Here is a 24,477-nt window from a genome sequence, read left to right as displayed (position 1 = left end):
ATCTGTGCATTTTTGACTTGCTTTTCCTGCGTCAATCCCCTACTAATTACGGATGAGATTCGAACACTAATAAAGGGAACACACTTATGTATCCAACTCTTCAGTCAATGGGCGTTACCAGCTTTCAAGACATTGAGAAATTCACTCTACGATATGAATCTGGCCATGACGTACTGAAAATTTATTACCGTCGCGAAAAAGGATCTTTACTACCAAAGAGTAAGAAATTCAAGTTCGGTCGCTCTACTAAAACGGTATTGGCTGATGGCGGACAACAAACCTATCGCCAAGTGCAAGAACCTTCACTGATTGTATTAAGAGCCATGGAAGAACTAGAGCAAATCGTCGGCAAACAACATCAAAGCAAAGCCACCAAAGAAGATCTGATCAAAGAACTTGAGCACTTAGAAAAAGTCGTTAACAGCAAGATCAGCGAAATCAAAGAAAAAATCGACGCTATGCCATAATTTCTCTGCCGTTGGCTGACACACCTGTGTCAGCCAACACTGGTTCCTTGCCATTTTTCTCGCTACAATTGCCGGCCTATTTTTTGTTCAACCCTACATGGTATTTTGGCCTGCTATGAAATTCATTAGCTCCACAAATGAACTTGCCATTATTTTGCACAATGGTGGTGTTATTGCCTACCCTACAGAAGCAGTGTGGGGATTAGGTTGCGACCCATTCAATGAAATGGCGGTAAAACGAATTTTGACACTCAAATCTCGTCCTGAAGCCAAAGGACTTATCTTAATTACCGGTCAAGCGGATCATTTACAAACATGGGCAGATACATTACCCACAGAAGCTGCCCAACGTTTACTCAATAAAACCAAGCGTCCTACTTCTTGGGTAGTACCGGATACCGACATCACACCAAGTTGGGTACGAGGACAACATGCCAGCGTGGCTATTCGTCTTAGCCAACATCCGCCGGTTAAAGCATTATGTCAGGCATTTGGTGACGCCATTGTTTCCACTTCTGCGAACCCTGCAGGCCTTGATCCTGCCCTAAGCGCAGAGCAAGTTATAAACTACTTTGGTGATCAGCTTGACGCCATTTATAACGCACCATTAGGTGAAGCTGCTCAACCTTCTCAAGTGAAAGACATACTAACAGGCGAATTGTTTCGCGCTTGATAATAAAGCTATATATTGATATTTCTGTTGAAAACTCAAAAACTTATGCACAAAGATAAAAAAACGGCGAGTTGTGAATAACAAGTCGCCGTTGCGTTTTTATTTAAAACCCTAATATAAGATAAGCAGTTTAATGACCACCTAGGTAAGCATCACGAACTTCTGGGTTCACTAGTAACTCATCGCCAGTACCCGTCATACGAATCTCACCATTGACCATCACATAACCTCGATCAGCAAGCTTCAATGCGTGGTTTGCATTTTGCTCTACTAGGAAAATGGTCATACCAGTGCTGGCCACATCTTTTAGAATCTCAAAGATCTGCTTAACAATAATAGGTGCCAGACCCAAACTTGGCTCATCCAGCAGCAAAAGCTTAGGGCGACTCATTAAAGCGCGGGCAATGGCAAGCATTTGTTGCTCACCACCTGACATAGTAGAAGCTCGCTGGTTGCGACGTTCCTCTAGTCGAGGAAAGAGATCAAACATCTTACGCATGTCTTCTTCTGCGTGCTCCATTCCAATTGGAATGGTGCCCATTAACAGGTTCTCTTCTACTGTCATACCAGGAAAGATACGACGGCCTTCTGGCGATTGTGCCAAACCATGGGACGCTACATAGTGAGCCGATTTCTTAGAAATGTCTTCACCACGATAAATAATCTCACCCGATGATATTCTAGGCTGACCAAAGATCGACATCAGCAAGGTCGATTTACCCGCCCCATTTGCGCCAATCAGAGTCACTATTTCCCCTTCATTCACCGACAAAGAGACTTTTTTTAGAGCTTGAATGGGACCGTAATGAACATCAACCTCTTTAAATTCCATTAAGCTGCTCATAACGTCACCTCTTCACCTTCTTCCGCTCCCAAGTAAGCCGCAATCACTTTTGGATTCGACTTAATGTCATCAGGACCGCCTTTTGCAATTACTTCACCGTGGTCTAATACCACAATGTAGTCAGAGATGTTCATGACCATGCCCATATCGTGCTCAATGAGCAATACGGTTGTATTGTGCTCATCACGCAAGACTCGAATCATCTTGGTCAAGGCTTCCGTTTCAGAAGGGTTTAGGCCGGCCGCAGGCTCATCCAAACAAACAATCTCTGGATTAGTACACATCGCCCGAGCAATTTCCAAACGTCGCTGCTGGCCGTATGACAACTCGCCTGCCAAACGGTTAGCAAAGTCTTTTAGATCCACCACACCAAGCCAATAAAAAGCGCGCTCCAAAGCTTCTTCTTCAGACTCTTTAAATGCTTTAGTGTTAAAAATACCAGCGATCAAACTGCGATTAACACGCATATGCTGTGCAACCAATAGGTTCTCAACCACTGACATTTCTTTAAACAAGCGGATGTTCTGGAAGGTACGCGATAAACCTGCACGATTCACCAAGTGCGAACCACCAAACATCTTATATTTAAGACGTTTTACAAACGCAATAGGGTTAATAAAGTCAGATCCCTGGAAGGGTTCACCCAAGACTTGAATCACACTGGTTGTCTTGCCACCAGCGTTCAACATTATGCTGCCACCAGTCGCTTTATAGAAGCCGGTTAAGCAGTTAAATACTGTGGTTTTACCTGCGCCATTTGGACCAATCAATGCCGAAACCGAGCCACGTTTAATTTCAAAGTCAATGTCATTTAGGGCCTTAATACCACCAAAATGCATGACCAAATTGTCTACTTTTAAGATACTGTCTTGGCTCATTTCACATTCCCCTCACGCTGCTCTACACCAGTACGAGTCATACGTACAAGACCACGAGGTTTCCAAATCATCATTAATACCATTAGCATACCGAAAGCCAATACTCGGTAGTCCGCAAACTCTCGTAACAGCTCGGGTGCAACAGTCAAAACAAAGGCTGCAATCACCACACCTAAAGTCGAGCCCATACCTCCCAATACCACAATTGCCAGTATCAATGCCGACTCAAAGAAAGTGAAGGAAGAAGGGTTAACAAAGCCCTGATAAGTCGCAAAAAATACGCCGGCTAAACCACCAGTAGATGCCCCTATCATGAAGGCTGACAGTTTTACCAATACATGGTTTAACCCCAATGAGCGACACGCAATTTCGTCTTCACGTAAAGCTTCCCATGCACGACCAATTGGCATTTTGGTTAAACGTTTTTTCACATACAGAACGCCTAGCACAACGAGCAGCAAGACCAAATAAATGAAAATGTATTTATAAGCTGAGCTGTAAGGAATGCCGAAAAATTCATGGAATGGCACATGACCTTCACTAGCACGACGCTTAAATTCCATACCAAAGAAAGAAGGCAATGGTGCGTTCATACCATTAGGCCCTTGAGTGACTTCCGTCCAGTTGGTTAATACTAAACGTATGATCTCACCAAAGCCTAAGGTGACAATCGCCAAATAATCACCATGCATACGCAATACTGGGAAACCCAAGATAGCACCAAATATTGCGGCAATGATGGCAGCAATGGGCAACATAGACCAAAAGCCTAAGCCCAAATACTCATAACCTAAGGCCAAGCCATAAGCACCAATGGCGTAAAAGCCAACAAAACCCAAATCCAATAGGCCAGCAAGACCAACCACTATGTTAAGGCCCAGCCCCAACAAGACATAAATAAGTCCCAGAATCACCACGGTCAAAATGTATTTTGACGCAACAAATGGCACTAATAGAGCAATCACTATAGTGAGAGGAATAATCCAACGCAGCTTAGACTTATGATCCGCAGCTAAAACGTGAACACCATCATCTTTCGAGCTGTGCTTATAGAGGAAGGCCGCTCCTTTAGGCGTCTGAAAAAACACAGATGCCACAAAACGCCCTGCCATTACCACGGCAATAATGCCGATCAGGCGTTGCGGTTCAGCATTAAAATCATATCCATCTAACACAATACCAACGATTGGGCCGAACACAATGAGTGCCAACAGACCAGCAATCACGGCATCAATGATGCTTTTTTTATAATCAATGTTCGTCATTGTTTGGCTCATCACACTTTCTCCACTTCAGGTTTGCCCAACAGACCACTTGGGCGGAAGATCAGAATGATCACCAACAAAGAGAAAGAGAACACATCTTTATAATCTGAGCTAATTAAGCCTGCGAATAAAGCTTCCGACAGACCTAAAATAATACCCCCTAACATGGCTCCTGGAAGTGAACCAATACCACCTAATACTGCAGCAGTGAAGGCTTTAATACCAATAATAAAACCAACATAAAAATCGAAACCACCGTAATCAAGCGTCACTAAAACGCCCGCTAGTGCAGCCATGGTGGCACCGATAACAAATACCGTTGAAATAATTTTGTCGGTATCAATACCCAATATCGACGCCATTTTCGGATCTTGTTGTGTCGCACGACACATGCGCCCCAACTTAGTTTTTTGAATGATGTAAGTAAGTACTCCCATACCAATAAAGGAAGCACATAAAATAAACAACTTCATGTAGGTTAACTGTACAAAACCATCACCCACTTCGAAACGGATAGCACCAGACAACAAGGTCGGCACACCTTGCTGTTTCGCGCCTTGGCTTAGCTGTACATAGTTCTGCAAGATCAAGGACATACCAATTGCAGAAATCAGAATAGATAAACGACTGGAGCCACGCAAAGGACGATAAGCAACGCGCTCAATCACCCAGCCGTAAACGCCTGTGACAAAAATAGTGAAAATGAGTGTACCTAGAATTACAACTGGGAAAGACTCAATACCGAAGAAAGAAAGTAAAGCAATCGCAATTGCCGTAACATAAGCGGACACCATGTACACATCGCCGTGAGCGAAGTTGATCATACCAATGATCCCATAAACCATGGTGTACCCAATTGCAATTAGCCCGTAAACAGAGCCAAGGGAAAGTCCATTGACCAGTTGCTGGAGAATGATATCCATCAAAAACCTCTTGGGAACATAAACAGAAAGGCACATGGACCGGCGATGTTAGCCAGTCCATGATTTTTTAGAAAGTGGAATTATATTACATGTCTAGCATGCTGTATTTGCCTTTATCGTCCCACTCGTACATTACATAATCAGACACCAACAAATCCCCTTTCTCATCGAAAGACTTGGTTCCCATTACCGTTTCAACCTTGTTACCATGCAACCAGTCAGCCGCTTTTACAGGATCAAGATCAGTCTGTTTAAGTGCTTCTGCAACAACTTGCATCGCTGCGTAAGAATACATTACGTAACCTTCTGGCTCGATACCCTCAGCACGGAACTTTTCAACAACGCTTTTGCCCGCGGCATAAGAGGTTGGATCTGCACCAAATGTCATCAATACGCCATCAACGTACTTAGGCGAACCAGCTACCGATACAAATTCATCAGATACGATACCGTCACCTGAGATAAATACGGCTTTTGAACCTTGCTCACGAAGCTGACGAACTAATGGACCTGCTTCAGAATGCAAACCACCGAAATAAACTACATCTGCGTCTACTGAACGGATTTTCGTCACCAAGGCATTAAAGTCTTTCTCGCCACGGGTCAAACCTTCATACAGCACTTCTTTTACACCGTATGAGTTTAGTGTTTTCTTCATAGCGTCCGCCAAGCCTTTGCCGTATGTATCTTTATCGTGAATCACGGCTACTCTCTTCGCAGCTAAGGTATCAACAATATAGCTGGCAGCTACGTCACCCTGCTGGTCATCACGACCACAAACACGGAAGACATTTGGCAGACCACGATCAGTGAAGCCTGGGTTTGTTGACGCTGGAGTTACTTGAAGAACACCTGCTTCTTCATAAATGTTAGAAGCGGGTATAGAAGAAGATGAACAGAAGTGGCCAACCACAGCTATTGCTTCATCAGAATCCACCAAACGGTTGGCGACAGATACTGCTTGTTTTGGCTCACAAGCATCGTCAGCTTTAACCAATTTAATCATTTCACCATCGATACCACCTGCGTCGTTAATCGCTTGGGCTGCTGCAGAAGCACCATTCCATAGCTGCGCACCAAAGGCTGCGTAGGCGCCCGTATGAGGACCCGCAACACCGATGACAACATCCGCTTGTGCGACCGTTACTGCACCAGCAACAGCAAGAGATACCAATGTTTTTCTAATTACCGCATTTGACATAAGAAGAGCCTCTACTCGTTTTGTGTTTTATCGTTGTTATCCAAAAGCAAGAAGCGTTCCAACCAAAACTACTCCCCTAAAAATAGTATTTTGGAAAGAACTTTCACTACAATTATTCAAGAAATGTGCACTAGAATAAAGCTAAACAATAATATTTGCACATTACTTGGTCAATAGTAGTGCACTAAAAAAAAGCAAATATGGAAAACAAAAATCCAGAATGCAGAAAAAATAAAGATTTAATCACTTAAAAAATGACTTTTTGTAGAATTTTATACTGACAATAAAAATTCGTTTCATCCTTTGAATATAAAGGATAAAGAGAAATCTGAGGATAAAGACTGGGTTCAATGAATTTCATTGAGAAGCTATTAATAATCTAGTACAAAAAGCAAAAAAATAATTGCAAAAAAGTCCGCTTTTATATCAAAAAAGTCCAAAATATTATTTTTTAGGCAATTCTAGCAAAGCGGATAAAGGGACAAGTAAAACGCCATCTTTTTCCAACTGAGCAAGTCTCTGTTTAAGATAGTCCAATGTTTCTGGATAAGGATGGCCTATGGCTAATGCACTGCCATGTCGACGTGCTAATTTAAGCAAACGATTAAATTGCTTATCGATAGCCTGGTGGGTACGGATATTATCCAAAAAAACATCACGGCGAACGGTTTTTAAGCCATGCAGTTTCGCTGTTTGCTCTGCAACACTTTTTGGACTGGTTAAGCTGTCAATGAAGAACATAGAGCGTTCCTGCAACACTTCCATTACCCATTTCATGGCTTCAGGTTTGGTGGTCAGTAAACTGCCCATGTGATTATTAGCACCTTGAATCCCAGGCAGGCCATCTAAATCTTTTATTAGTACCGCTTTGAGTTCCTGCTCAGACATCTTGGCATACAAGCCCCCCGGCCCTAATTTTAACTCGCGCTCATTCTCCATTGGCGCATGCAATAAGGTGATACGAGATTGCTGTTGAGCCTTGCTCGCAGTTTGTTGCGCATAAGGCGTTTCAGGTAAAATTGCTAGAGCCACTTCAGTGGGTAATGCCAAAGATCCTTCCATGCCACGACGGTTATAACCTAAGTCATCAATCAAAATGGCTATTTTTGAAGGTTTTGGATGCTCATCCACCGCCTGTTTACGTAATGGATAAGCCTGCTCATCTGTCAATTCATCTAACCATTCCTGCGCATGAATCTGCTGATTCAGAGTCGTATCTGGCGCTTGCAAAATCGGTGCAACCACTGGCTCCCAAGCTTTTTCAGCATCAATAATAGGTTTAGGCTCAGTACCAACCGCAGACCCAGCATCTTGAACAGGCTTCTGCAGCGGAAAAATGAGAGGGATATCTTGCGCCTTGGGCAACACAGGACCCAACCATTGAGGAGAAATTGGCTCAGCTTGTTCAATTGGTAACAATTCTGACCAATCCAAATAGTCTTCAATAGGAGCAGGAGAAGACATCGTCGAAGCTTGCTCCTCCGCATTATTGTCACCCGCAATCACAACTTGAGAAAAGCCTATCTGCAAGCTCAATAACATTACAACAATTGCCTTTGAGCACAAATCAAAAGCATTTTTTTTCAGTGGGTACATCACAACTATTGAATCAGCTTCGGTAGCGTCTTTAAGATAGTAACAGCTTGAAACAATTGAAAATCCGTCTTAGCAAGGTCGGCAATCTCTGTTTCTACATCCGCACTGGTACGTTCTTCTCCGCCAGTACCATTACCCAGATGCCCTTTTAATTCCGCTTCTTTTATAAAAAACTGCCCTTCATCAAAGCTCAATTTAGCCTGCGGAATGATCAAATCAGGCTGAATACCTTGTGCCTGAATGGAACGACCATTTGGCGTAAAATACAAGGCGGTAGTTAATTTAACAGCATCACCATTCGACAAAGGCACCACGGTTTGTACAGAACCTTTACCAAAGGTTTCGGTGCCCAAAATGACCGCACGTTTATGATCCTGCAAAGCCCCAGCGACAATTTCAGACGCAGAGGCAGAGCCATCGTTCACTAGCACCACCACAGGTACTTGCGCTAATAAGGTGCTGGCACGATCCGCAACAAACTGACTTTTCGACATGTTATGACGACCATCTGTGTAAACAATCATGCCATCATTAATAAAGGCATTGACCACACCAACCGCACTTTGCAAAACACCACCCGGATTATTGCGTAAATCCAACACCACACCTTGAATGGCACTTTCTTCTTTGAGTGTTTCAATGGCTTTTACAAACTCTCTCGAGGTATCACTTTGGAACTGACTGATGCGAAAATACGCAATCGAATCATCTAGCCATTTATAAGTCACACTGGCGTCTTCAACAATACGACGCGTCAACACAAATTCTTGAATACTACCGTTACGTTCAATATCTAGAGTCACTTGTGTACCCACTTCTCCCCTCATGAGAGTGACGATGTCCTGCATGCCCAAATCCGTGATTAGGGTATTATCAATACGCACTATGACATCACCCGGTAAAATTCCTGCCTCTGCTGCCGCTGAACCATCAATGGGCGTCACTACAGTAAGGCGTTTGTCTTTCATTTCGACTTCCACACCGATACCGGCATAATTCCCCGAAGTGAGCTCATTGAATTCAGACAACTCAGTTTTGGTAAAATACTCTGAATGTGGATCTAAGGCTGTAGCCATACCTTTTAATGCTTTATGGAGAATGTCCTCATCAGAGAGCTCTTCCACATAACCTTCACGAATCGTCTCAAAGGCTTCAACAAAAGATTGAATTTGTGCGGTTGGCAAAACTGAGCCATCTTGTGAATCTGCGGCAAAAGAAAAAGACGTCATGGCCATCAACACGGAAAGTGTCAAACCACAACTAAACAATTTGATCATAGTTATTCCTATAGAAGCATGCTAACCCGCCACCCAAGCTAATGGATTTAAGGGTGCGCCATTATGGCGAATGGCAAAGAACAAGGCGCTGTCAGGCTGACCACCAGTACTGCCTGCCATGGCTACAATATCATTGGCCCCTACCCATTCGCCAACTTCTTTTAATAAACTTTGATTGTAGCCATACATAGACATATAACCATCGCCATGATCGAGAATCAGTAAAAAACCGAAACCTCGCATCCAATCCGCAAATACCACTCGTCCTTGTGAAATAGCATGAACTGGCTCACCTTCTCGTGCCTTTAATGTTACGCCACCTAAATCAATTCCTGTGGTGCGCAATTCAGACAACCTAGTGAGTGGTTTAATTAATTTACCCCGTAAAGAAGCAAATGGCACTTCTGGATCAGGGATCTGAATATCCGCTAATGCCTCTTCCAGTCGCAGCAACAAGTCTTTTAAATCTTGTTGATCTTGCTGAATCTGACGTGCTCTTCGACCGCCTTGAGCCAACTCTTTGTCTAACTTAACCAAGAGATTACGACGCTCGGTTTGTTGGCCTAATAAAGCCTGACGTTGTTGTTTTAACTCGACTTCTTCTCTGGCTTGCTGTGCACGATGACTACGAATGCTTTTTTCCACCAGATTCAGATCATTTACTTCGGTAATAAACCCGTTGATCAAGGATTGTCGCGCATTAGAAAAGTAACGATTATATTGCACCAAACGCTGTGAATCTTCGGTGTTATCACCATTTAAAAAGAGCTTAATACTTTCTTCTTTGCCTGAACGATAAACCGCCCTTAATTGGGCGGCTATTTGATCGTTCTGCTGTTGAATACTTAATTGCAAAGACTTTTGCTGAATACGCAATTGACTTAATTGCTTTTCGCTTTTTTGTAGACCGTCCTGAATACTTTGAATCTTTTTGAGGAGCTCTTGGATGTCTCTTTCTTTGCTTTCCAGCTGCTTTTCAACATCGGAACGTTCTGATTTTACCTCTTTAAGCCAAGTATTGAGCTTTTTAAGATCCTTCTGCAAGGCCTCAATCTGCTGCTTGGCTTCTTCTGGGGTTTGCGGTTCTCCCACTGCCAAAATCACACTTGGCAGCAGCAAAAGACAAACGAAACAAGAACGTATTATTCCGATCATGTTATCCTCAAGAACGCGTTAGTATGCTCATACCTGTCATTTCCGCAGGTATGTCCATGCCCATCATGTCCAACAAGGTTGGGGCAAGATCACATAAAGCACCGTCTTTCAGCGCCAAACGCTTATCCGCAGAATACAACACCAAAGGCACAGGTCCATTCGTGTGGGAGGTCAAAGGTTGTGAACCATCATCACTCAACATTTGCTCCACATTACCATGGTCTGCGGTAATCAAACACTGACCACCATTGTGATCTAAGGCTGTCATAATACGTCCCAAACAAGCATCCACCGCTTCAACGGCTTTTACCGCGGCATCGAATACACCACTGTGACCTACCATATCACCATTGGCAAAGTTACAAATGATGGTGTCGTACTTGCCAGCTTCAATCACTTCCACCAGCTTATCCGTCACTTCTGGGGCACTCATTTCAGGTTGTAAATCGTAAGTCGCAACATTAGGTGATGGAATCAGCTCTCGCTCTTCGCCATCAAACAAGGCTTCTTCACCACCATTAAAGAAGAAAGTGACATGGGCGTATTTCTCTGTCTCAGCAATACGCAATTGTTTCTTACCACTGCCAGCCAAGACTTCGCCCAAGGTATTTTTCAAGGCTTCTGGGGGGAAAGCCACATCAGCAACAATGTCAGATGCGTATTCTGTAAAGGTAACAAAGGCCGACAGCGCAGGCACTGTGGCACGTTCAAAACCATCAAAACCCGCATCAGTGAAAGCGCGAGTTAACTGGCGGGCCCGATCTGGTCGGAAGTTGGCAAATACCACTGCATCACCATCTTCCACAGTCACGGCTTCACCTATCACAGAGGCTTTAACAAACTCATCGGTTTCATCTCTATCGTAAGCGGCTTGGATCGCTTGTTCAGCACTTTGTGCCACTTCACCTTGCCCTAACACAATCGCATTATAAGCGGTTTGAACACGCTCCCAACGATTGTCTCGATCCATGGCGTAATAGCGACCGGTAAGGGTAGCAATTTTACCCACGCCCAATTCAGCTAATTTTGCTTCTAATTCAGCAACCGGTGCTTTTGCAGAACGAGGTGGTGTGTCACGGCCGTCGGTGAAACCATGTACATAGACTTTTTGCGCACCACGCTTCACCGCAAGTTCACACATTGCCATAATTTGTTCGTGATGACTGTGTACACCACCGTTTGAAAGTAATCCCAATACGTGCACTGCTTTGCCTGCAGAAACCGCTTTATCGACCGCGCCTACTAAAGCAGCGTTTTCGAAAAACGAGCCATCTTCAATGGCTTTGCCAATGCGCGTGAAATTTTGATAAACAATTCGGCCAGCCCCTATGTTCATGTGACCGACTTCCGAGTTACCCATTTGACCATCTGGCAGGCCTACAGCAAGACCAGAGGTTTTGATCAAAGAATGAGGGTAATTCGCCCAAAGTTTATCCCAATTTGGGGTATTGGCTGCTTCAATAGCATTAGAGGTTGAGGTTTCGCTGTAACCCCAACCATCAAGGATGAAAAGGGCTGTGGTCTTTTTATTCATGGTAATCTATCCCGAAGCTTGATCATGATTATTATTTGATACTATCACAGGCATGTAATTTAATTACAGACTGCCTTCTCTATTCAGACCATTAGTTTTGCTTATGAGCCGCTAAACGCGCCAATAACCAGTCACGAAATACCATGACTTGTTCCAAATCGGCTTTATCCACCGGATAGGACAACAAATATTCATGAGGCGTTGTCACTGGGCCACCAAAAGGTGCTTGCAATTCTCCATTGAGCAAACTTTTTTGCGCCAAAATACAGGGTAAAATCGCTATCCCCATGCTGTTTTTCGCCGCTTCCATCAACATATGAAAGTGAGCAAAAGAAGCACCAGCAAAAGAGCCACTTTCTAACCCCTGAGCCATCATCCAATCCGGCCATGCATTAATGCGTGAAGAAAGGTGTAAAAATGGGAAATTCACCACATCTTCAACTTGCCAATCCATTTTGTGAGGCATGACTTTCTCTAGTAAATCGGGTGAACATACGGCTACCACCTCCTCGCGCATCAACTGATGCGACATAGCTCGCGGCCAATGATCCCCTCCATAATGCAGAATCACATCCACTGCATCAGGATCAATTTTAGCAGCATCATCTAAAGAGCGAACTTTAATTTGGAATTGTGGATGCGTCGCCTGAAACTCGGCCAATAAGGGCATCAACCAGTAAGACACCAAGGTTGGCAAGGCCGAAATGGTCAGAGTGGTTTTTTCATCTTCTCGGTGCAGCATGCGTAAAGAAGCGTTTTCCATCCTGTCCAGTAAAGGCACCACTTCTCTGTAATAAGCCGCTCCCGTTCCAGTGAGGATCAAACGCTTATTGAGTCGAATAAAGAGATCCCGTGACAGAAATTCTTCGAGATTACGAATCTGTCTACTGACCGCGCTCTGGGTAAGGTGCAACTCTTCAGCCGCTTTGGTAAAACTCAAATGTCTGACCGAGGCTTCAAAACATTTTAAAGCCGTAGAAGAAGGGATATAACGACGCATGCCAAGCGTTACTCATCAGTGAAAAACATAAGTCAACAACTGTATCCTATAACGCACCATTTCCCAACTGATAAAAGGCAAAAATAACGTAAAAATGCACCAAAAAGAGGCAACTCAAAAGTACCAAGTCACCTCTTTTCATGAATCAGCTTAATGCATGGGCCTGTTGACCTAAATGATAAGTTTGTGCCCCCAGTTCGTAAAAAAGTCGTTGAATTTCCCGAAAAGGAATGTCTTTCAGCGTCGAAGTAGGCACAGATAGCTCATCACGTTTACCCATCACCCAATCGGCCAACTCAGCACCCAATACCGTACCAGGGCCGATACCGCGCCCACTGTAACCCGAGATAGACAACAAGCCTTGTTGTAACTGCTGACAATGAGGTAAATGATCGGCACTGTAGGCGATGTTTCCAGTCCAACAAAACTCCCATTCTACTTTTTCAAGTATTGGAAAGATCTCAACAACACGTTGACTCGCCCAATTTGATAAAGCTCGCCCTTCAGCCCCCATACCACCAAAAATCAAACGCCCCGCTTGATCCAAGCGAAACGAACTCATTACAGTACAAGTATCCCAAACCCCTTCTTTGTTGGGCAAAATCTGGGCAAGTTGTTGTTCCGTTAATGGCTTACTCGCCAGTTGTGAGTAGGCAATGGGTACAAACTTACTGGCTTGATTAGCAACGCCATGCTGACAATAAGCATTGGTTGCCAAAATCACCTTGTCTGCTTGTATCGCTCCCAATTCAGAACACACTCGCCAGGCATTATGGCTCTTTTCGATAGCCGTTACAGGGGATTGCTCAAAGATATTCGCGCCTTCTTGTAACGCAGCACGCGCCAAGCCTCGCACATAAGCCAAGGGTTGAATGGTACCTGCCCTCGGATCAAACAAGGCGGCATTAAATTTGTTTGATCCAATGCGTTGTTTAGCCTCTTGGTCACTTAGCAAAGACACAGGGGCACCGCGCTCTTGCATCTGTTGGCAGCGGCGCTGCAATTGCGCCAAGCCTGATTTGCCCACCGAGGCATGCAAGGTACCATGACGCGTTGCTTCACAAGCAATGTCATATTCAGCGATCAAATCAAAAACATAATCTGGTGCCACAGCAAGTGCGTCATACATACGCCTGCCCGCGACATTACCAAGGGTTTTGTCTAAAGAATCCGGTTCCAGCCAAACGCCTGCATTCACCAAGCCAACGTTACGACCCGAACCGCCAAAGCCGATTTCATTGGCTTCCACTACAGCAACAGACACTCCCTCTTTAGCAAGATGTAACGCTGTAGAAAGCCCGGTAAAACCACCACCTACAATCACCACCTCAACTTGATGATGGCCTTGTAAGGAAGGTAAGTCAGGCGCCGCAGGCGCACTGTCACGCCACAATGATCGACAAGGAGATTGCGTCATTTTCATTCACCTCAAAGCCAAAGAATTACGAACCTAGCTTAAGCAGCTTTACTCAAAAACAATGCCCTGAGCCAAGGGTAAGTCACCCCCATAATTGACCGTATTGGTGGTACGACGCATGTAGTTACGCCACGCATCCGACCCAGACTCACGACCACCGCCAGTGTCTTTTTCACCACCAAATGCACCGCCAATTTCGGCACCTGAGGTACCAATATTAACGTTGGCAATACCACAGTCAGAACCTGCTGGAGACATAAATAGCTCAGCTTCTCGCATACTTTCAGTGAACACTGCAGAGGATAAGCCCTGCGGCACTTCATTCTGAATATCAATGGCGTCTGCGAAGTCTGAGTAAGTCAGCACATACAAAATAGGCGCAAAGGTTTCTTCATGAACAATAGGCGCATCGTGAGCAATTCGTACTATGGCTGGCTGCACATAAAAGCCGCCTTCTGGCACACCTTGCGTCACTCGTTGACCACCACACACCAACTCACCGCCTTGGGCTTTGGCCGCTTCTAATGCAGACTGCATCTTGTTAAAACTGTTTTCATCAATCAGCGGACCAACCAGAGTGCCCTCTGTCAAAGGATTGCCAATGGGCAAAGAGGAGTAAGATTTTGCCAAACGAGACACCAATCCATCCACAACAGATTCATGACATATCAAACGACGCAAAGTGGTACAACGCTGACCTGCCGTACCCGCCGCGGAAAAGACAATAGCACGCAAAGCCAACTCCAAGTCTGCTGTATCAGACACTATCATGGCGTTATTGCCCCCTAGCTCCAATAAAGAACGTCCCAAGCGAGCCGCCACAGTTTGCGCCACAGCACGCCCCATAGCCGTTGAACCTGTTGCCGATACCAAAGGGAAAGTATCACTGGCGGCAATGGCTTCACCCAAATCGCGCCCACCTATCATCACAGACACAGCAGCTTTGGGGATATCTGGCATATCCGCCAAAACATTCTGTGCAATCTGGTACATGGCCAAAGCACACAATGGAGCTTTTTCAGAAGGTTTTAGCAAAATTGGATCGCCACAAATGAGTCCCAACATAGCATTCCAAGACCAGACTGCCATTGGGAAATTAAAAGCGGTAATGACAGCTACTGGCCCAAGTGGTTGCCACTGTTCCATCATGCGATGGCCTGGACGCTCGGAAACAATCGACAAACCGTGTAGCATGCGCGACTGACCTACAGCAAAGTCACATACATCGATCCATTCTTGCACTTCACCAAGAGCTTCCGGCATGATTTTACCCGCTTCCAGCGAGATGACTTGCGCCAATTCCTGTTTATACTTACGCGCTTCTTCACCAATACGACGTACTAATTCACCGCGACGTGGTGCCGGTATAACACGCAAGGCTTTAAAAGCCTCTTGCAGATCTTGATTTACGCTTTGTAATTGTTGTGGAGTGGCATTGGCAAAGCTAGATAAAGTGCTGCCATCGATTGGACTTCGAACTGAAAACTTGTCCCCTTCCCCTAACACCTTTTGGTTTCCCGTTAAGACACTAAAGTAAGTATCACCAGAGACAAGAGAAGTAACGCCCAAGGTTTCCAAGCAAGACAGTGACATGATTAACCCCTAAATAATAATTTGATCGGTAAGGTTTAAAAATACGTTGTCATCACCTTATCGCACTCACGCCAATAATGAGAAATATGCTTTTACTGGTAAGGGTCTAGTTTTCTCCTATAGCAAACATAGATGGCTATAGGTATATTTAAAGGACTTGATCAGCAGGGGCTAACATGGACATTCGATCGCTACGTTATTTCATCGCCGTGTACGAAGAAGGCAGTCTAAGCGCCGCCGCCAAGCGCTGCTTTGTTGCGCAACCCTCTATATCCAATACCTTGGTGCAATTGGAAGAGGACTTGGGCACCAAGCTCTTCGTACGACATTCCAAAGGCGTTTCGGCAACCGACAGCGGCAGCCAGTTGTACCCTCATGCATGCAAAATGGTCAGTGACATGAGCACCATGAAGCAGTTATTCAGTCAGTCGCCCACCCCCCTCTCTTTGTCTATTTCATTGGCACCTTTTCTCTCTGGGGCTCTCATCAGTCAAGTTATTAAAACCATGTTGGATGAGGTAACAGGATTAACGTTGAAATTGGTAGACGAGTCGGAAACCGCAGACTTACGCTTTACCTGCCACAGATACACCACTGAGGAGGATGTATTTTATCCCTTGTGGGAGGACGATTATGTGATCGCCATGCCTTTAGATCATTGGTTGGCGGACTTTCCTTCCGTGTCACTTAAGCAAATTGATAAACAACCTTTCATTTCAAGAACACCCTGCGACATTCTTGAATCTTGGAACTATTTAATGCAAAAGCAAGAATTGACAACGGATGTTCGCGCGCAGGTCAAAACCGAAGAATACGCATTGGACTTGGTGGCTGCAGGTTTAGGTATCTCGCTGATTCCTGAACATTCTTCAAGAGGACGCGCCGACTTGTGTTTGCGCCCTTTAAATGACGTAAAGCTAAAACGTGTCGTTGGTTTGGCTCACCCTAAAAATCGCAGTTTTCCTGCTCACTTAATCAACACCATATTGGCAGCCAAACAGCAGCTATTTACTCCTCAAAGAGCAAAAAGAGACACTGTCAGCTAAAGTACAAAAAAAACGGCTATTAGAGTTGCGAATTTTCTCAACACTGTTAGCCCCATGAAGACTTTTCACATATGCTTTCATAAAACATTTTTGCATCATCAAATGCCTTTTTTGCTTTTGTGATTGTGTTGGCTTTTACAGTAGAGTGAGATAATTCTTATTTATTAACATCACCTTATTTGGAGTCTTTGCATGGCGTATCAGGATTTTTTCAACGCTTTGTGGCAACAATACATCAAGGTCACCCCACAGGCCTTGAGCATTCAAAACTTATTCCTCAATATGGGAGAAAAAGTTGTGAATGACCATGTGGCATTTCGCACCTTTAATAACTCTCCTATTTCTTTAGACAAACTAGAGCCACAACTGCTCGCTCTAGGCTACCAAGCGTACGGGGCTTTTCGTTTTGAAAACAAACATTTAAAAGCGCGTTGCTATCGTCATACAAAAGATCAAGACGCACCTAAAATATTTCTCTCAGAATTATTAATAGAAGAATTACCGACTTCTTGTCAGGAGATATTACACAAGTACATCGCTCAAATTCCTGCTGACGCAGTACAGGATCCAAGCATTTTTTACGCGGGTCTTCTGTGGTCAACACCTAGTCACGCAGATTATCAGACCCTTGCCAAACACAGCGAATACGCAGCTTGGTTAACCAGCATGGGATTACAAGCCAATCATTTCACGGTCAGTATTAACCATCTAAACAAACTCAATAACATAGAATCTGTTAATCAACTGTTATTGGAACAAGGCTATTCCTTGAACCAAGTAGGCGGTTTAGTAAAAGGCTCCGCTGACCTCTTTTTAGAGCAATCTTCCACCATGGCAGATAAGATTCAGTACCATTTTTGTGATAACCAAAAAGTCAGTATACCCAGCTGTTTCTACGAATTTGCACATCGTCATGCCATGCCAGACGGTAACTTGTTCGACAGTTTTATTGAAGGTAATGCCGATAAAATTTTTGACTCTACCAACTCATAGATTAGTTTTAACTTCATTCAGTCACAGTATGAAAAGCTGTGACTGAATTTTTAGCCTACCACCTAGTCTGAGTATGTACCGATTCATCTTGCCGTGTATAATGCACCCAGTTTAAAAATAGGCTATACAATTATGATGAATCAACTTATTGAATTTTCGATCAACCACTGGGAGATGGTGGCTGTCTTCTTCGCTATTCTGATCACCTTAATTTTCGTCGAACGAAAAGGTGGCGCTCAGGGCGTGACGCCTTCCACAGCAACCAATATGATGAACACACAAGATGCCCTTGTGGTGGATATCCGTACGGAAAAAGAATTCAACGCTGGCCATATCACTGGTGCCTTAAACATCCCAGCCACCAAAATGAAAGAAAGTTTACATCGTCTTGAGAAATACAAAGATACCCCCATCATTTTGGTTTGTAAGTCTGGCATCACTGCCGGCCCAAGTGCTAAAGATCTAAAAAAAGAGGGCTTTGGCAAGGTATACAAGATGCAAGGCGGCATTGCCGAATGGCAATCGTCAAACCTCCCATTAGTGAAAGGTTAATGTGAATTATGGCCACGGTAACTATCTATTCAAGCGACTACTGCCCATTTTGCGTCAGAGCGAAACAACTGTTAAGTGCAAAAAATGTGGCCTTTAATGAAATTCGTGTGGATGGTCAACGGGAACTTCGTCAGGAAATGATGGAAAAAAGTGGCCGTCATACCGTTCCACAAATCTGGATTGGCGAACAACACATTGGTGGATGCGATGATCTTTACGCGCTGGAGCGTGAACAAAAGTTAGACACTTTACTGACTCAGTAAAGCCTTCTCCCTATCGCACAATAAACAATAGAAATAACACATTTAACGATTCAAACAAGGAACTAGCATGTCTGATAGCGCTGCAACTCAAGAAGCTCCAACACCACAATTGTCTCTTCAACGTGTCTTTTTGAAAGACATTTCTTTCGAGTCACCACGTGCCCCTATGATTTTCCAAGAAGAATGGAAACCAGAAGTTGGTCTTGAACTTAATACCAAAAGCCGCCAGGTTGGTGAGAACGTGTACGAAGTCGTACTAGAAATCACGGTGACAGTAAAAAATGGCGGTGAAACAGGTTATTTAGTGCAGATTCAACAAGGTGGTTTATTCGTTATTTCTGGCTTGGACGACCAACAATTACATCATGCACTAGGCGCTTTTTGTCCTGCCACTCTGTTCCCATACGCACGAGAAAACATCGATGCGATTGTTGTAAAAGGCAGCTTCCCAGCCATCATGCTTGCTCCAATCAACTTTGACGCTTTATATGTTGAAAGCTTGCAAAAACAGAAGACTGAAACAGCACAGTAAGAATTGAAACAAATTTGTGTAAAAAAAGGAGGCCTTCGGCCTCCTTTTTTTATAGCATAAGAAGAGTTCACACTAACAAGGTGTGATGTGTATCTCAAATGGATGCTGTGATGAGAAAAAAGAAAAAACCTTGCCCTAATTGTCTCAAAGCCCGCTGGCTACTTTTGTATCTCTGTTGTTTTGCCTTATTTGGCCTACTGATAGTGAATCAATTTCTAGCAAAAGGATACTAGAGTGAGCAAGATAAACTACTGGCTATTGCTTGGCCTACACATCATCCTATTATCAGGCTGTGCAACCTACCGAGAAGACATAGACGATGGTTTAATCTTGGCCAAACAAGGAGAATGGCAAGCCGCTGAAGCGCCTCTTCGTGACGCTCTGGATAATAGCCAAGACAAACTCTTGTATTACCTGGAGATAGGTACTCTGGCGCAAAATCAGGGGGACTACCAGCGCAGCAACCAGCTCTTAGAACAGGCGGAAAGGCTCAGCGATACTTTTCTACAAGAAAGTTTAACAAACCGCTCTTGGGCCTTATTAAGCAACCCAAGACAAAGCAATTACCGCGGTAATGGTATCGAAAGAGTCTACATCAGTTATTTAAAATCTCTCAATTATCTGGCCTTATCAGAAAAAGCCACCTCTCGCCAAGCCAGACAACAATTATTAGATGCTGCTCTCGTTGAAGTACGCCGAATTGATATAAAACTCAACGAAATTGCAGCTCAAACACCTAGCTATCAAGAGTTAGATGCTCAAAAAAACAGCGCATTTTATGAAAAGGCCATGCGCTGGTTAAGCAGCTTTTACACAGGCCGTTTAAACCGTGATAACTTCCTATATCGTGATGACGCCTGGGCGCGCTACATGACGGGGCTGCAATACGAAATCAGTGGCGAATACGATGATGCCCGCATTAGCTATCAGAAATCGGCAGAACTTTATGAAGCGGGTTACGCCAAACAATACGAACTCAGCCCAATGACGGCGGAACGAGCTTGGTTAGACACCATTCGTATGATGCAAAAAGGCGGTTTCAGCAGTGCCGAAATCGATTCAGCCATTCAGCAACATCTTTCTGCATCCATGCAAAAGGTACTGAAAACCTATCAAGACAAAGACGCTGAATTGGTTATTTTGGAACATCAGGGCTTTATGCCAGATAAAAGTGAGCTTTCTTTATCACTCTATGCAGACCCTTTATCAACCAGCTTGGTACTTGAACCGCTTCATGGTGGTGGCCGCATGGAAGACAACGATGCGTTTCGTTGGTTTACTATGGTGTATGCTGACATCAATCCACTTAATATGATTGCCAATTATAAAGTGGGCGGTGCTTGGAACGCATTTTCTGGTGTGTTTACTAAACGCGTCATCTTAGGATCAGGTGTTTGGGGGCAACTCAAACAAGCGAAGATCGATGAAATGCTGACCTCACAAGCCATCCGAGTTACCGTGCCCTACTATCGTCGCTTCACCTTAGATTCTCACCCGACCAAGCTCGTTTTCCCTCAGCACTCTTCTTTGCAAAGCTTCGACAGTTTGCGTATGACGTCGTTAGCCGACATTGCTTTCCAAGATCAACTTGCCAATGCGCAACGAGATATTTATGAAAGCATGATACGTGAATTCATTCGTACTTGGCTGGCTTACCGAGTCTCGTCAGAAATTCAAGACGACAGCGCATCCTTACTGCTCAATTTGATCGGCCAAGTCACAGTCGTGGCCTCTTCTGCTGCGGATACTCGCAATTGGCTAACCTTACCCGCACAAGTAAGATTAACGCGCCAAGCTCTGAGCGCCGGAGAGTATAGCCCTGAGTATGAAACCAATGGCAAAAGCTTTACATTGGGCAAAACACAGCTCAAGAATAATGAAATTAAAGTATGGAACTTACGTAACCCATACTAAATTGATTACACTAACCCAGATTATTTAGGGTTGTTGACGCACTGTTCACAAGGTGACATAAGGAAAAGACGATGAAAAACCAACTGACATCCACAGTACATTGGCAAGCTTTTTCATGGCATAAACTACTGACCCTGATGTTGGCATTGATGCTGACAGCTTGCAGCGGCAGTGTAAAACGCCTCGGAGACAATGAAGAAGTGGCTTTATCTGATCGTTGGAACGATACCGACTCACGTCTCGTGGCCGAGGAGATGATGAATGATATGCTAACGTTTCCTTGGTTCCGTGACTTCAATTTCACACAAAAAGGTAAACCTACTGTCATCATTCAAACGATTCGTAATAAATCTTCTGAACACATTCCGGTAGATACCTTCATCAATGATATTAAGCGTAGTTTATTGCGTGCCGGAAAAGTGGACTTCGTCGTGTCAGGGGCAGAACGTGATGACATTCGCAGCGAACGCGAAGACCAAGAATTGAATGCGGCGCCGGGTACAGCTGCTCAATTTGGTTTGGAACAAGGCGCCGGATTTGCTTTATCAGGTACCATTAATTCCATTGTTGATTCCAATGGCGATCAGCGTGTCAGCTTCTACCAGGTGGATCTAAAATTGATTGACATGACCACCAATCGCGAAGTCTGGAATGGTCAAAAGAAAATCAAAAAGTTAGCCGATAAAGGCTTCTTCTAATGACTGTATCGCGCACAACTCAGTGTTTATTATGGGCTGGTATTGCTGCCAGCCTGAGTGGGTGTTTTGGCAGTTTTAGCCAAACTAGTAAAGCCACTAAGGTGTTGCCAGATTGGGTAAGCTCACCACCTAAAAGCTCAACTCATATCTATGGAGTTGGTAGTGCTCCTAAAATAGACAATCTGGCCCTAGCTTTTGCTCAAGCTGAGCAAAATGGTAATGCACAAATAGCCCAACAGCTGAAGACCCAAGTCAGTCAGGTGAGTACACAAAATACACAAGTCACCTCGAACAATGGCAATGAGCAAGTTGCTAAAATTCAAACCGCTTACACTCAAATCGCCACAGCGCCAATTGAGTTGGAACAAGCAGTTAACGAACAACGCTTCGCTGGTGAAAAATATGTTTACGCCTTACAGTCCATTGATAGAGCGCGTATTGTCACTCGCTTAAAGCAAGCTATTGCAGCACAAGACAGTTCGATAAAAAAACTGGCCGCAGGGCTGACCACAGATGCCAGTCAAACAGCTGCAACTCAAGATTGGCCTATCTATATGCGCTTGATTCCAGCTTTTGCACAACGTCAATCCTATGTAGAAGAATTGCAACTCTACTCGACCGAGCGCCAGCTTGCGGGTCGTGCCAGTGATCAGGTTGAGCAAATTGAAATACAATTGAGTCAGGCATTACAGTATTACGGTATGGACGCATCTCAAACCAATCAGGCCAATGCACTGGCCAGCGCCTTATCTGAGTATGGTTTTACTGCCAAATCCCCTGCGGTGTTTCGCCTTAGTAGCCAAACCTCTCAACACAGTGAAATTCAGTCTGGGCGATCTTACGTATTTGAGGAAGGCACGCTTGCCTTATATGGCCCAGACAATACTCCTTTGGCGTCTTGGACAGTCAGTGCCCGCGGCATTGCTAAAGACCAGAAAAGAGCCACAGAAATGGCCACTAATAATTGGTCAAAACAAGCAATCAACGCTATGTTTACCTGGCTAACGCGTATCGAATAATACAGCTCAGTCATAAAAAAAGACCTCAGAATAGTCTTCATAGAGATATTCTGAGGTCGTTTTTTTTATAGATTATTGCAAATCTTCGTAAGGTAAACCGACATATTGCATGGCAATCACGCGACGCCCAGCTTCGTTATCGGTATAAAAATTCAACTCTGAGCTCATAAAGCGCTCATGAGTTTCTGTGTCTTCTCCAGCCTCATCACCAAAATCATGCAACATATTGGTCATCCACCAAGAGAAACGTTCACCGTTCCAGACTCGACGTAAACAAATATCCGAATACTGATTAATGCATTCTTTATCGCCTTCTTTATAAACACGCGTCATGATTTTGTACAGAGTCGCCACATCCGAAGCGGCTAGATTCAACCCCTTCGCACCAGTTGGAGGAACAATATGCGCAGCGTCTCCCACTAAGAAAAGATTGCCGTACTGCATGGGTTCACACACAAATGAACGCAATGGCGCAATGCTCTTTTCAATGCTTGGCCCTGTGACCAATTTTTCGGCCACATCATCTGGCAAACGACGTTTTAACTCAGCCCAGAAATCATCATCACTCCAGTTTTCTACCTTATCGGTCAAAGGCACTTGAATGTAATAACGTGAACGAGTGGCAGAACGCATACTGGTCATGGCAAAACCGCGATCAGTTTTACAGTAAATTAATTCTTCATTTACCGGTGGTGTATCAGACAAGATACCAAGCCAACCAAAGGGGTAAACACGCTCAAATTCTTTACGCGACGACTCTGGAATAGTTTGACGAGACACGCCATGGAAACCATCACAACCGGCTATATAATCACAGTCCAAACGATGTTGCTGACCATCCTGCTCAAATGTGACATAAGGAGAAGCGGACTTTACATCATGCAATTCGACATTACTGGATTCGTAATAGGTAGTTAAACCCGCCGCAGCACGAGCATCCATAAGGTCACGAGTCACTTCTGTTTGGCCATACACCATTACTGTGCTACCGCCAGTGAGCTTTTCAAGCTCAATTTGCACTCGCTTATTGTTAAAAGCCAATTCCACACCTGTGTGCACCTGACCTTCACGATCCATGCGCTCACCAACGCCAGCTTCACGCAGCAGGTCCGTCATACCCTGTTCTAATACACCAGCACGAATTCGGCCAAGAATGTATTCACCCGATGCACGTTCTATAATGACGTTATCAATGCCTTGCTTAGATAACAATTGACCCAGCAAAAGACCCGATGGCCCCGCTCCAATAATGGCAACTTGTGTTTTCATATTCTCTCACCTTGCTTTATTTTTTTTGTCAGTTGGTTGAAATTTGACCATTAAGAAAATCTACGAATCATTGAACCTTATCCACACTGTCCTCTATATGGATAGCATGGTTTAGAGCAACATCGAAGCAGCTACCTAGCCTGCGTACTTATTCGCGCCTTTCTTAAGTCATGTTTCACTATGCCTACATAATAGGAGCCGTGAACCGACTTAGTTAGGTGAATTATGATCAAAAAATTGTACTTTTTGATCATTTATGAATAGAGTTAAAAATCGGCATTCCAACTAAATGACTTGATTTTTCTTGCGATTAAGAGAGTTGTAGGGATTTGAGCCTAATAAAAACAACAATTAAAAATGTAAAAAAT

At 44.2% G+C, this 24,477-nt stretch carries 23 protein-coding genes; 10 read left to right on the top strand and 13 right to left on the bottom strand.

Annotated elements, in window-relative coordinates:
- Positions 1-86: 86 nt before the first annotated feature.
- Both ABXS85_RS14525 and ABXS85_RS14520 read left to right on the top strand, forming a co-directional pair.
- On the top strand, positions 87-467 hold the full coding sequence (locus ABXS85_RS14525; protein ID WP_353667240.1) for a DUF3461 family protein: 381 nt from the start codon (positions 87-89) through the stop codon (positions 465-467).
- Positions 468-582: 115 nt separating this feature from the next.
- On the top strand, positions 583-1,140 hold the full coding sequence (locus ABXS85_RS14520) for a Sua5/YciO/YrdC/YwlC family protein (protein WP_353667239.1): 558 nt from the start codon (positions 583-585) through the stop codon (positions 1,138-1,140).
- 130 nt (positions 1,141-1,270) lie between these two features.
- Here ABXS85_RS14520 and ABXS85_RS14515 read toward each other — a convergent pair whose 3' ends face one another.
- From ABXS85_RS14515 to ABXS85_RS14460, 12 genes are all read right to left on the bottom strand, one after another.
- Complete coding sequence (locus tag ABXS85_RS14515; RefSeq protein ID WP_353667238.1) at positions 1,271-1,984, bottom strand: ABC transporter ATP-binding protein; 714 nt, start codon at positions 1,982-1,984, stop codon at positions 1,271-1,273.
- Positions 1,981-2,862 (bottom strand): ATP-binding cassette domain-containing protein, encoded by an 882-nt coding sequence (locus ABXS85_RS14510; RefSeq protein ID WP_353667237.1) that lies wholly within the window; start codon positions 2,860-2,862, stop codon positions 1,981-1,983. The genes ABXS85_RS14515 and ABXS85_RS14510 overlap by 4 nt, the downstream gene beginning before the upstream one ends.
- Positions 2,859-4,139, bottom strand: coding sequence for a high-affinity branched-chain amino acid ABC transporter permease LivM (livM, locus tag ABXS85_RS14505; RefSeq protein WP_353667236.1), 1,281 nt, complete (start codon positions 4,137-4,139; stop codon positions 2,859-2,861). Before livM ends, ABXS85_RS14510 begins: the two co-directional genes overlap by 4 nt.
- Positions 4,139-5,050: a branched-chain amino acid ABC transporter permease LivH gene (locus ABXS85_RS14500; RefSeq protein WP_353667235.1), complete on the bottom strand. Its 912-nt coding sequence runs from the start codon at positions 5,048-5,050 to the stop codon at positions 4,139-4,141. Before ABXS85_RS14500 ends, livM begins: the two co-directional genes overlap by 1 nt.
- An 85-nt stretch (positions 5,051-5,135) precedes the next feature.
- The gene (locus tag ABXS85_RS14495) at positions 5,136-6,251 is read right to left on the bottom strand and encodes a branched-chain amino acid ABC transporter substrate-binding protein (protein ID WP_353667234.1); all 1,116 of its coding nucleotides are present in this window, start codon (positions 6,249-6,251) and stop codon (positions 5,136-5,138) included.
- Between the two features lie 444 nt (positions 6,252-6,695).
- Positions 6,696-7,793, bottom strand: a complete 1,098-nt coding sequence (locus tag ABXS85_RS14490) for a divergent polysaccharide deacetylase family protein (RefSeq protein ID WP_353667233.1) — start codon at positions 7,791-7,793, stop codon at positions 6,696-6,698.
- A 59-nt stretch (positions 7,794-7,852) separates the two neighbouring features.
- On the bottom strand, positions 7,853-9,124 hold the full coding sequence (locus ABXS85_RS14485; RefSeq protein WP_353667232.1) for a S41 family peptidase: 1,272 nt from the start codon (positions 9,122-9,124) through the stop codon (positions 7,853-7,855).
- 21 nt (positions 9,125-9,145) lie between these two features.
- A complete protein-coding gene (locus ABXS85_RS14480) occupies positions 9,146-10,279 on the bottom strand; it encodes a peptidoglycan DD-metalloendopeptidase family protein (protein WP_353667231.1) in 1,134 nt (377 codons plus the stop codon).
- Positions 10,280-10,286: 7 nt separating this feature from the next.
- Complete coding sequence (gene gpmI, locus ABXS85_RS14475) at positions 10,287-11,813, bottom strand: 2,3-bisphosphoglycerate-independent phosphoglycerate mutase (protein ID WP_353667230.1); 1,527 nt, start codon at positions 11,811-11,813, stop codon at positions 10,287-10,289.
- A gap of 91 nt (positions 11,814-11,904) precedes the next feature.
- Complete coding sequence (locus ABXS85_RS14470; protein ID WP_353667229.1) at positions 11,905-12,813, bottom strand: LysR substrate-binding domain-containing protein; 909 nt, start codon at positions 12,811-12,813, stop codon at positions 11,905-11,907.
- Positions 12,814-12,958: 145 nt separating this feature from the next.
- Entirely contained in the window at positions 12,959-14,230 is a 1,272-nt protein-coding gene (locus ABXS85_RS14465; protein ID WP_353667228.1) for an FAD-binding oxidoreductase, read from the bottom strand.
- A 48-nt stretch (positions 14,231-14,278) separates the two neighbouring features.
- Positions 14,279-15,823 (bottom strand): aldehyde dehydrogenase family protein, encoded by a 1,545-nt coding sequence (locus ABXS85_RS14460; RefSeq protein WP_353667227.1) that lies wholly within the window; start codon positions 15,821-15,823, stop codon positions 14,279-14,281.
- 176 nt (positions 15,824-15,999) lie between these two features.
- Here ABXS85_RS14460 and ABXS85_RS14455 point away from each other — a divergent pair, with 176 nt between their 5' ends.
- The 8 genes from ABXS85_RS14455 (at position 16,000) to ABXS85_RS14420 (ending at position 22,840) form a co-directional block, all read left to right on the top strand.
- Positions 16,000-16,869, top strand: a complete 870-nt coding sequence (locus ABXS85_RS14455; RefSeq protein WP_353667226.1) for a LysR family transcriptional regulator — start codon at positions 16,000-16,002, stop codon at positions 16,867-16,869.
- Between the two features lie 192 nt (positions 16,870-17,061).
- Positions 17,062-17,862, top strand: coding sequence for a DUF1338 domain-containing protein (locus tag ABXS85_RS14450; protein WP_353667225.1), 801 nt, complete (start codon positions 17,062-17,064; stop codon positions 17,860-17,862).
- A 132-nt stretch (positions 17,863-17,994) separates the two neighbouring features.
- Positions 17,995-18,414, top strand: a complete 420-nt coding sequence (locus ABXS85_RS14445) for a rhodanese-like domain-containing protein (protein WP_353667224.1) — start codon at positions 17,995-17,997, stop codon at positions 18,412-18,414.
- An 8-nt stretch (positions 18,415-18,422) separates the two neighbouring features.
- On the top strand, positions 18,423-18,677 hold the full coding sequence (gene grxC, locus ABXS85_RS14440; protein WP_353667223.1) for a glutaredoxin 3: 255 nt from the start codon (positions 18,423-18,425) through the stop codon (positions 18,675-18,677).
- Positions 18,678-18,744: 67 nt separating this feature from the next.
- Positions 18,745-19,209, top strand: a complete 465-nt coding sequence (secB, locus tag ABXS85_RS14435; RefSeq protein WP_353667222.1) for a protein-export chaperone SecB — start codon at positions 18,745-18,747, stop codon at positions 19,207-19,209.
- Between the two features lie 234 nt (positions 19,210-19,443).
- Positions 19,444-21,123: a hypothetical protein gene (locus ABXS85_RS14430; RefSeq protein ID WP_353667221.1), complete on the top strand. Its 1,680-nt coding sequence runs from the start codon at positions 19,444-19,446 to the stop codon at positions 21,121-21,123.
- Positions 21,124-21,194: 71 nt separating this feature from the next.
- Complete coding sequence (locus tag ABXS85_RS14425) at positions 21,195-21,821, top strand: penicillin-binding protein activator LpoB (protein WP_353667220.1); 627 nt, start codon at positions 21,195-21,197, stop codon at positions 21,819-21,821.
- Complete coding sequence (locus ABXS85_RS14420; RefSeq protein ID WP_353667219.1) at positions 21,821-22,840, top strand: LPP20 family lipoprotein; 1,020 nt, start codon at positions 21,821-21,823, stop codon at positions 22,838-22,840. Before ABXS85_RS14425 ends, ABXS85_RS14420 begins: the two co-directional genes overlap by 1 nt.
- A gap of 72 nt (positions 22,841-22,912) precedes the next feature.
- Here ABXS85_RS14420 and pobA read toward each other — a convergent pair whose 3' ends face one another.
- Entirely contained in the window at positions 22,913-24,109 is a 1,197-nt protein-coding gene (pobA, locus tag ABXS85_RS14415) for a 4-hydroxybenzoate 3-monooxygenase (RefSeq protein WP_353667218.1), read from the bottom strand.
- Positions 24,110-24,477: the final 368 nt, after the last annotated feature.

This window comes from Marinomonas sp. THO17 (assembly GCF_040436405.1).
GTDB lineage: Bacteria > Pseudomonadota > Gammaproteobacteria > Pseudomonadales > Marinomonadaceae > Marinomonas.
Note: the sequence above shows the minus strand (reverse complement) of the source record. Positions and strands in the feature narration are given on the sequence as shown.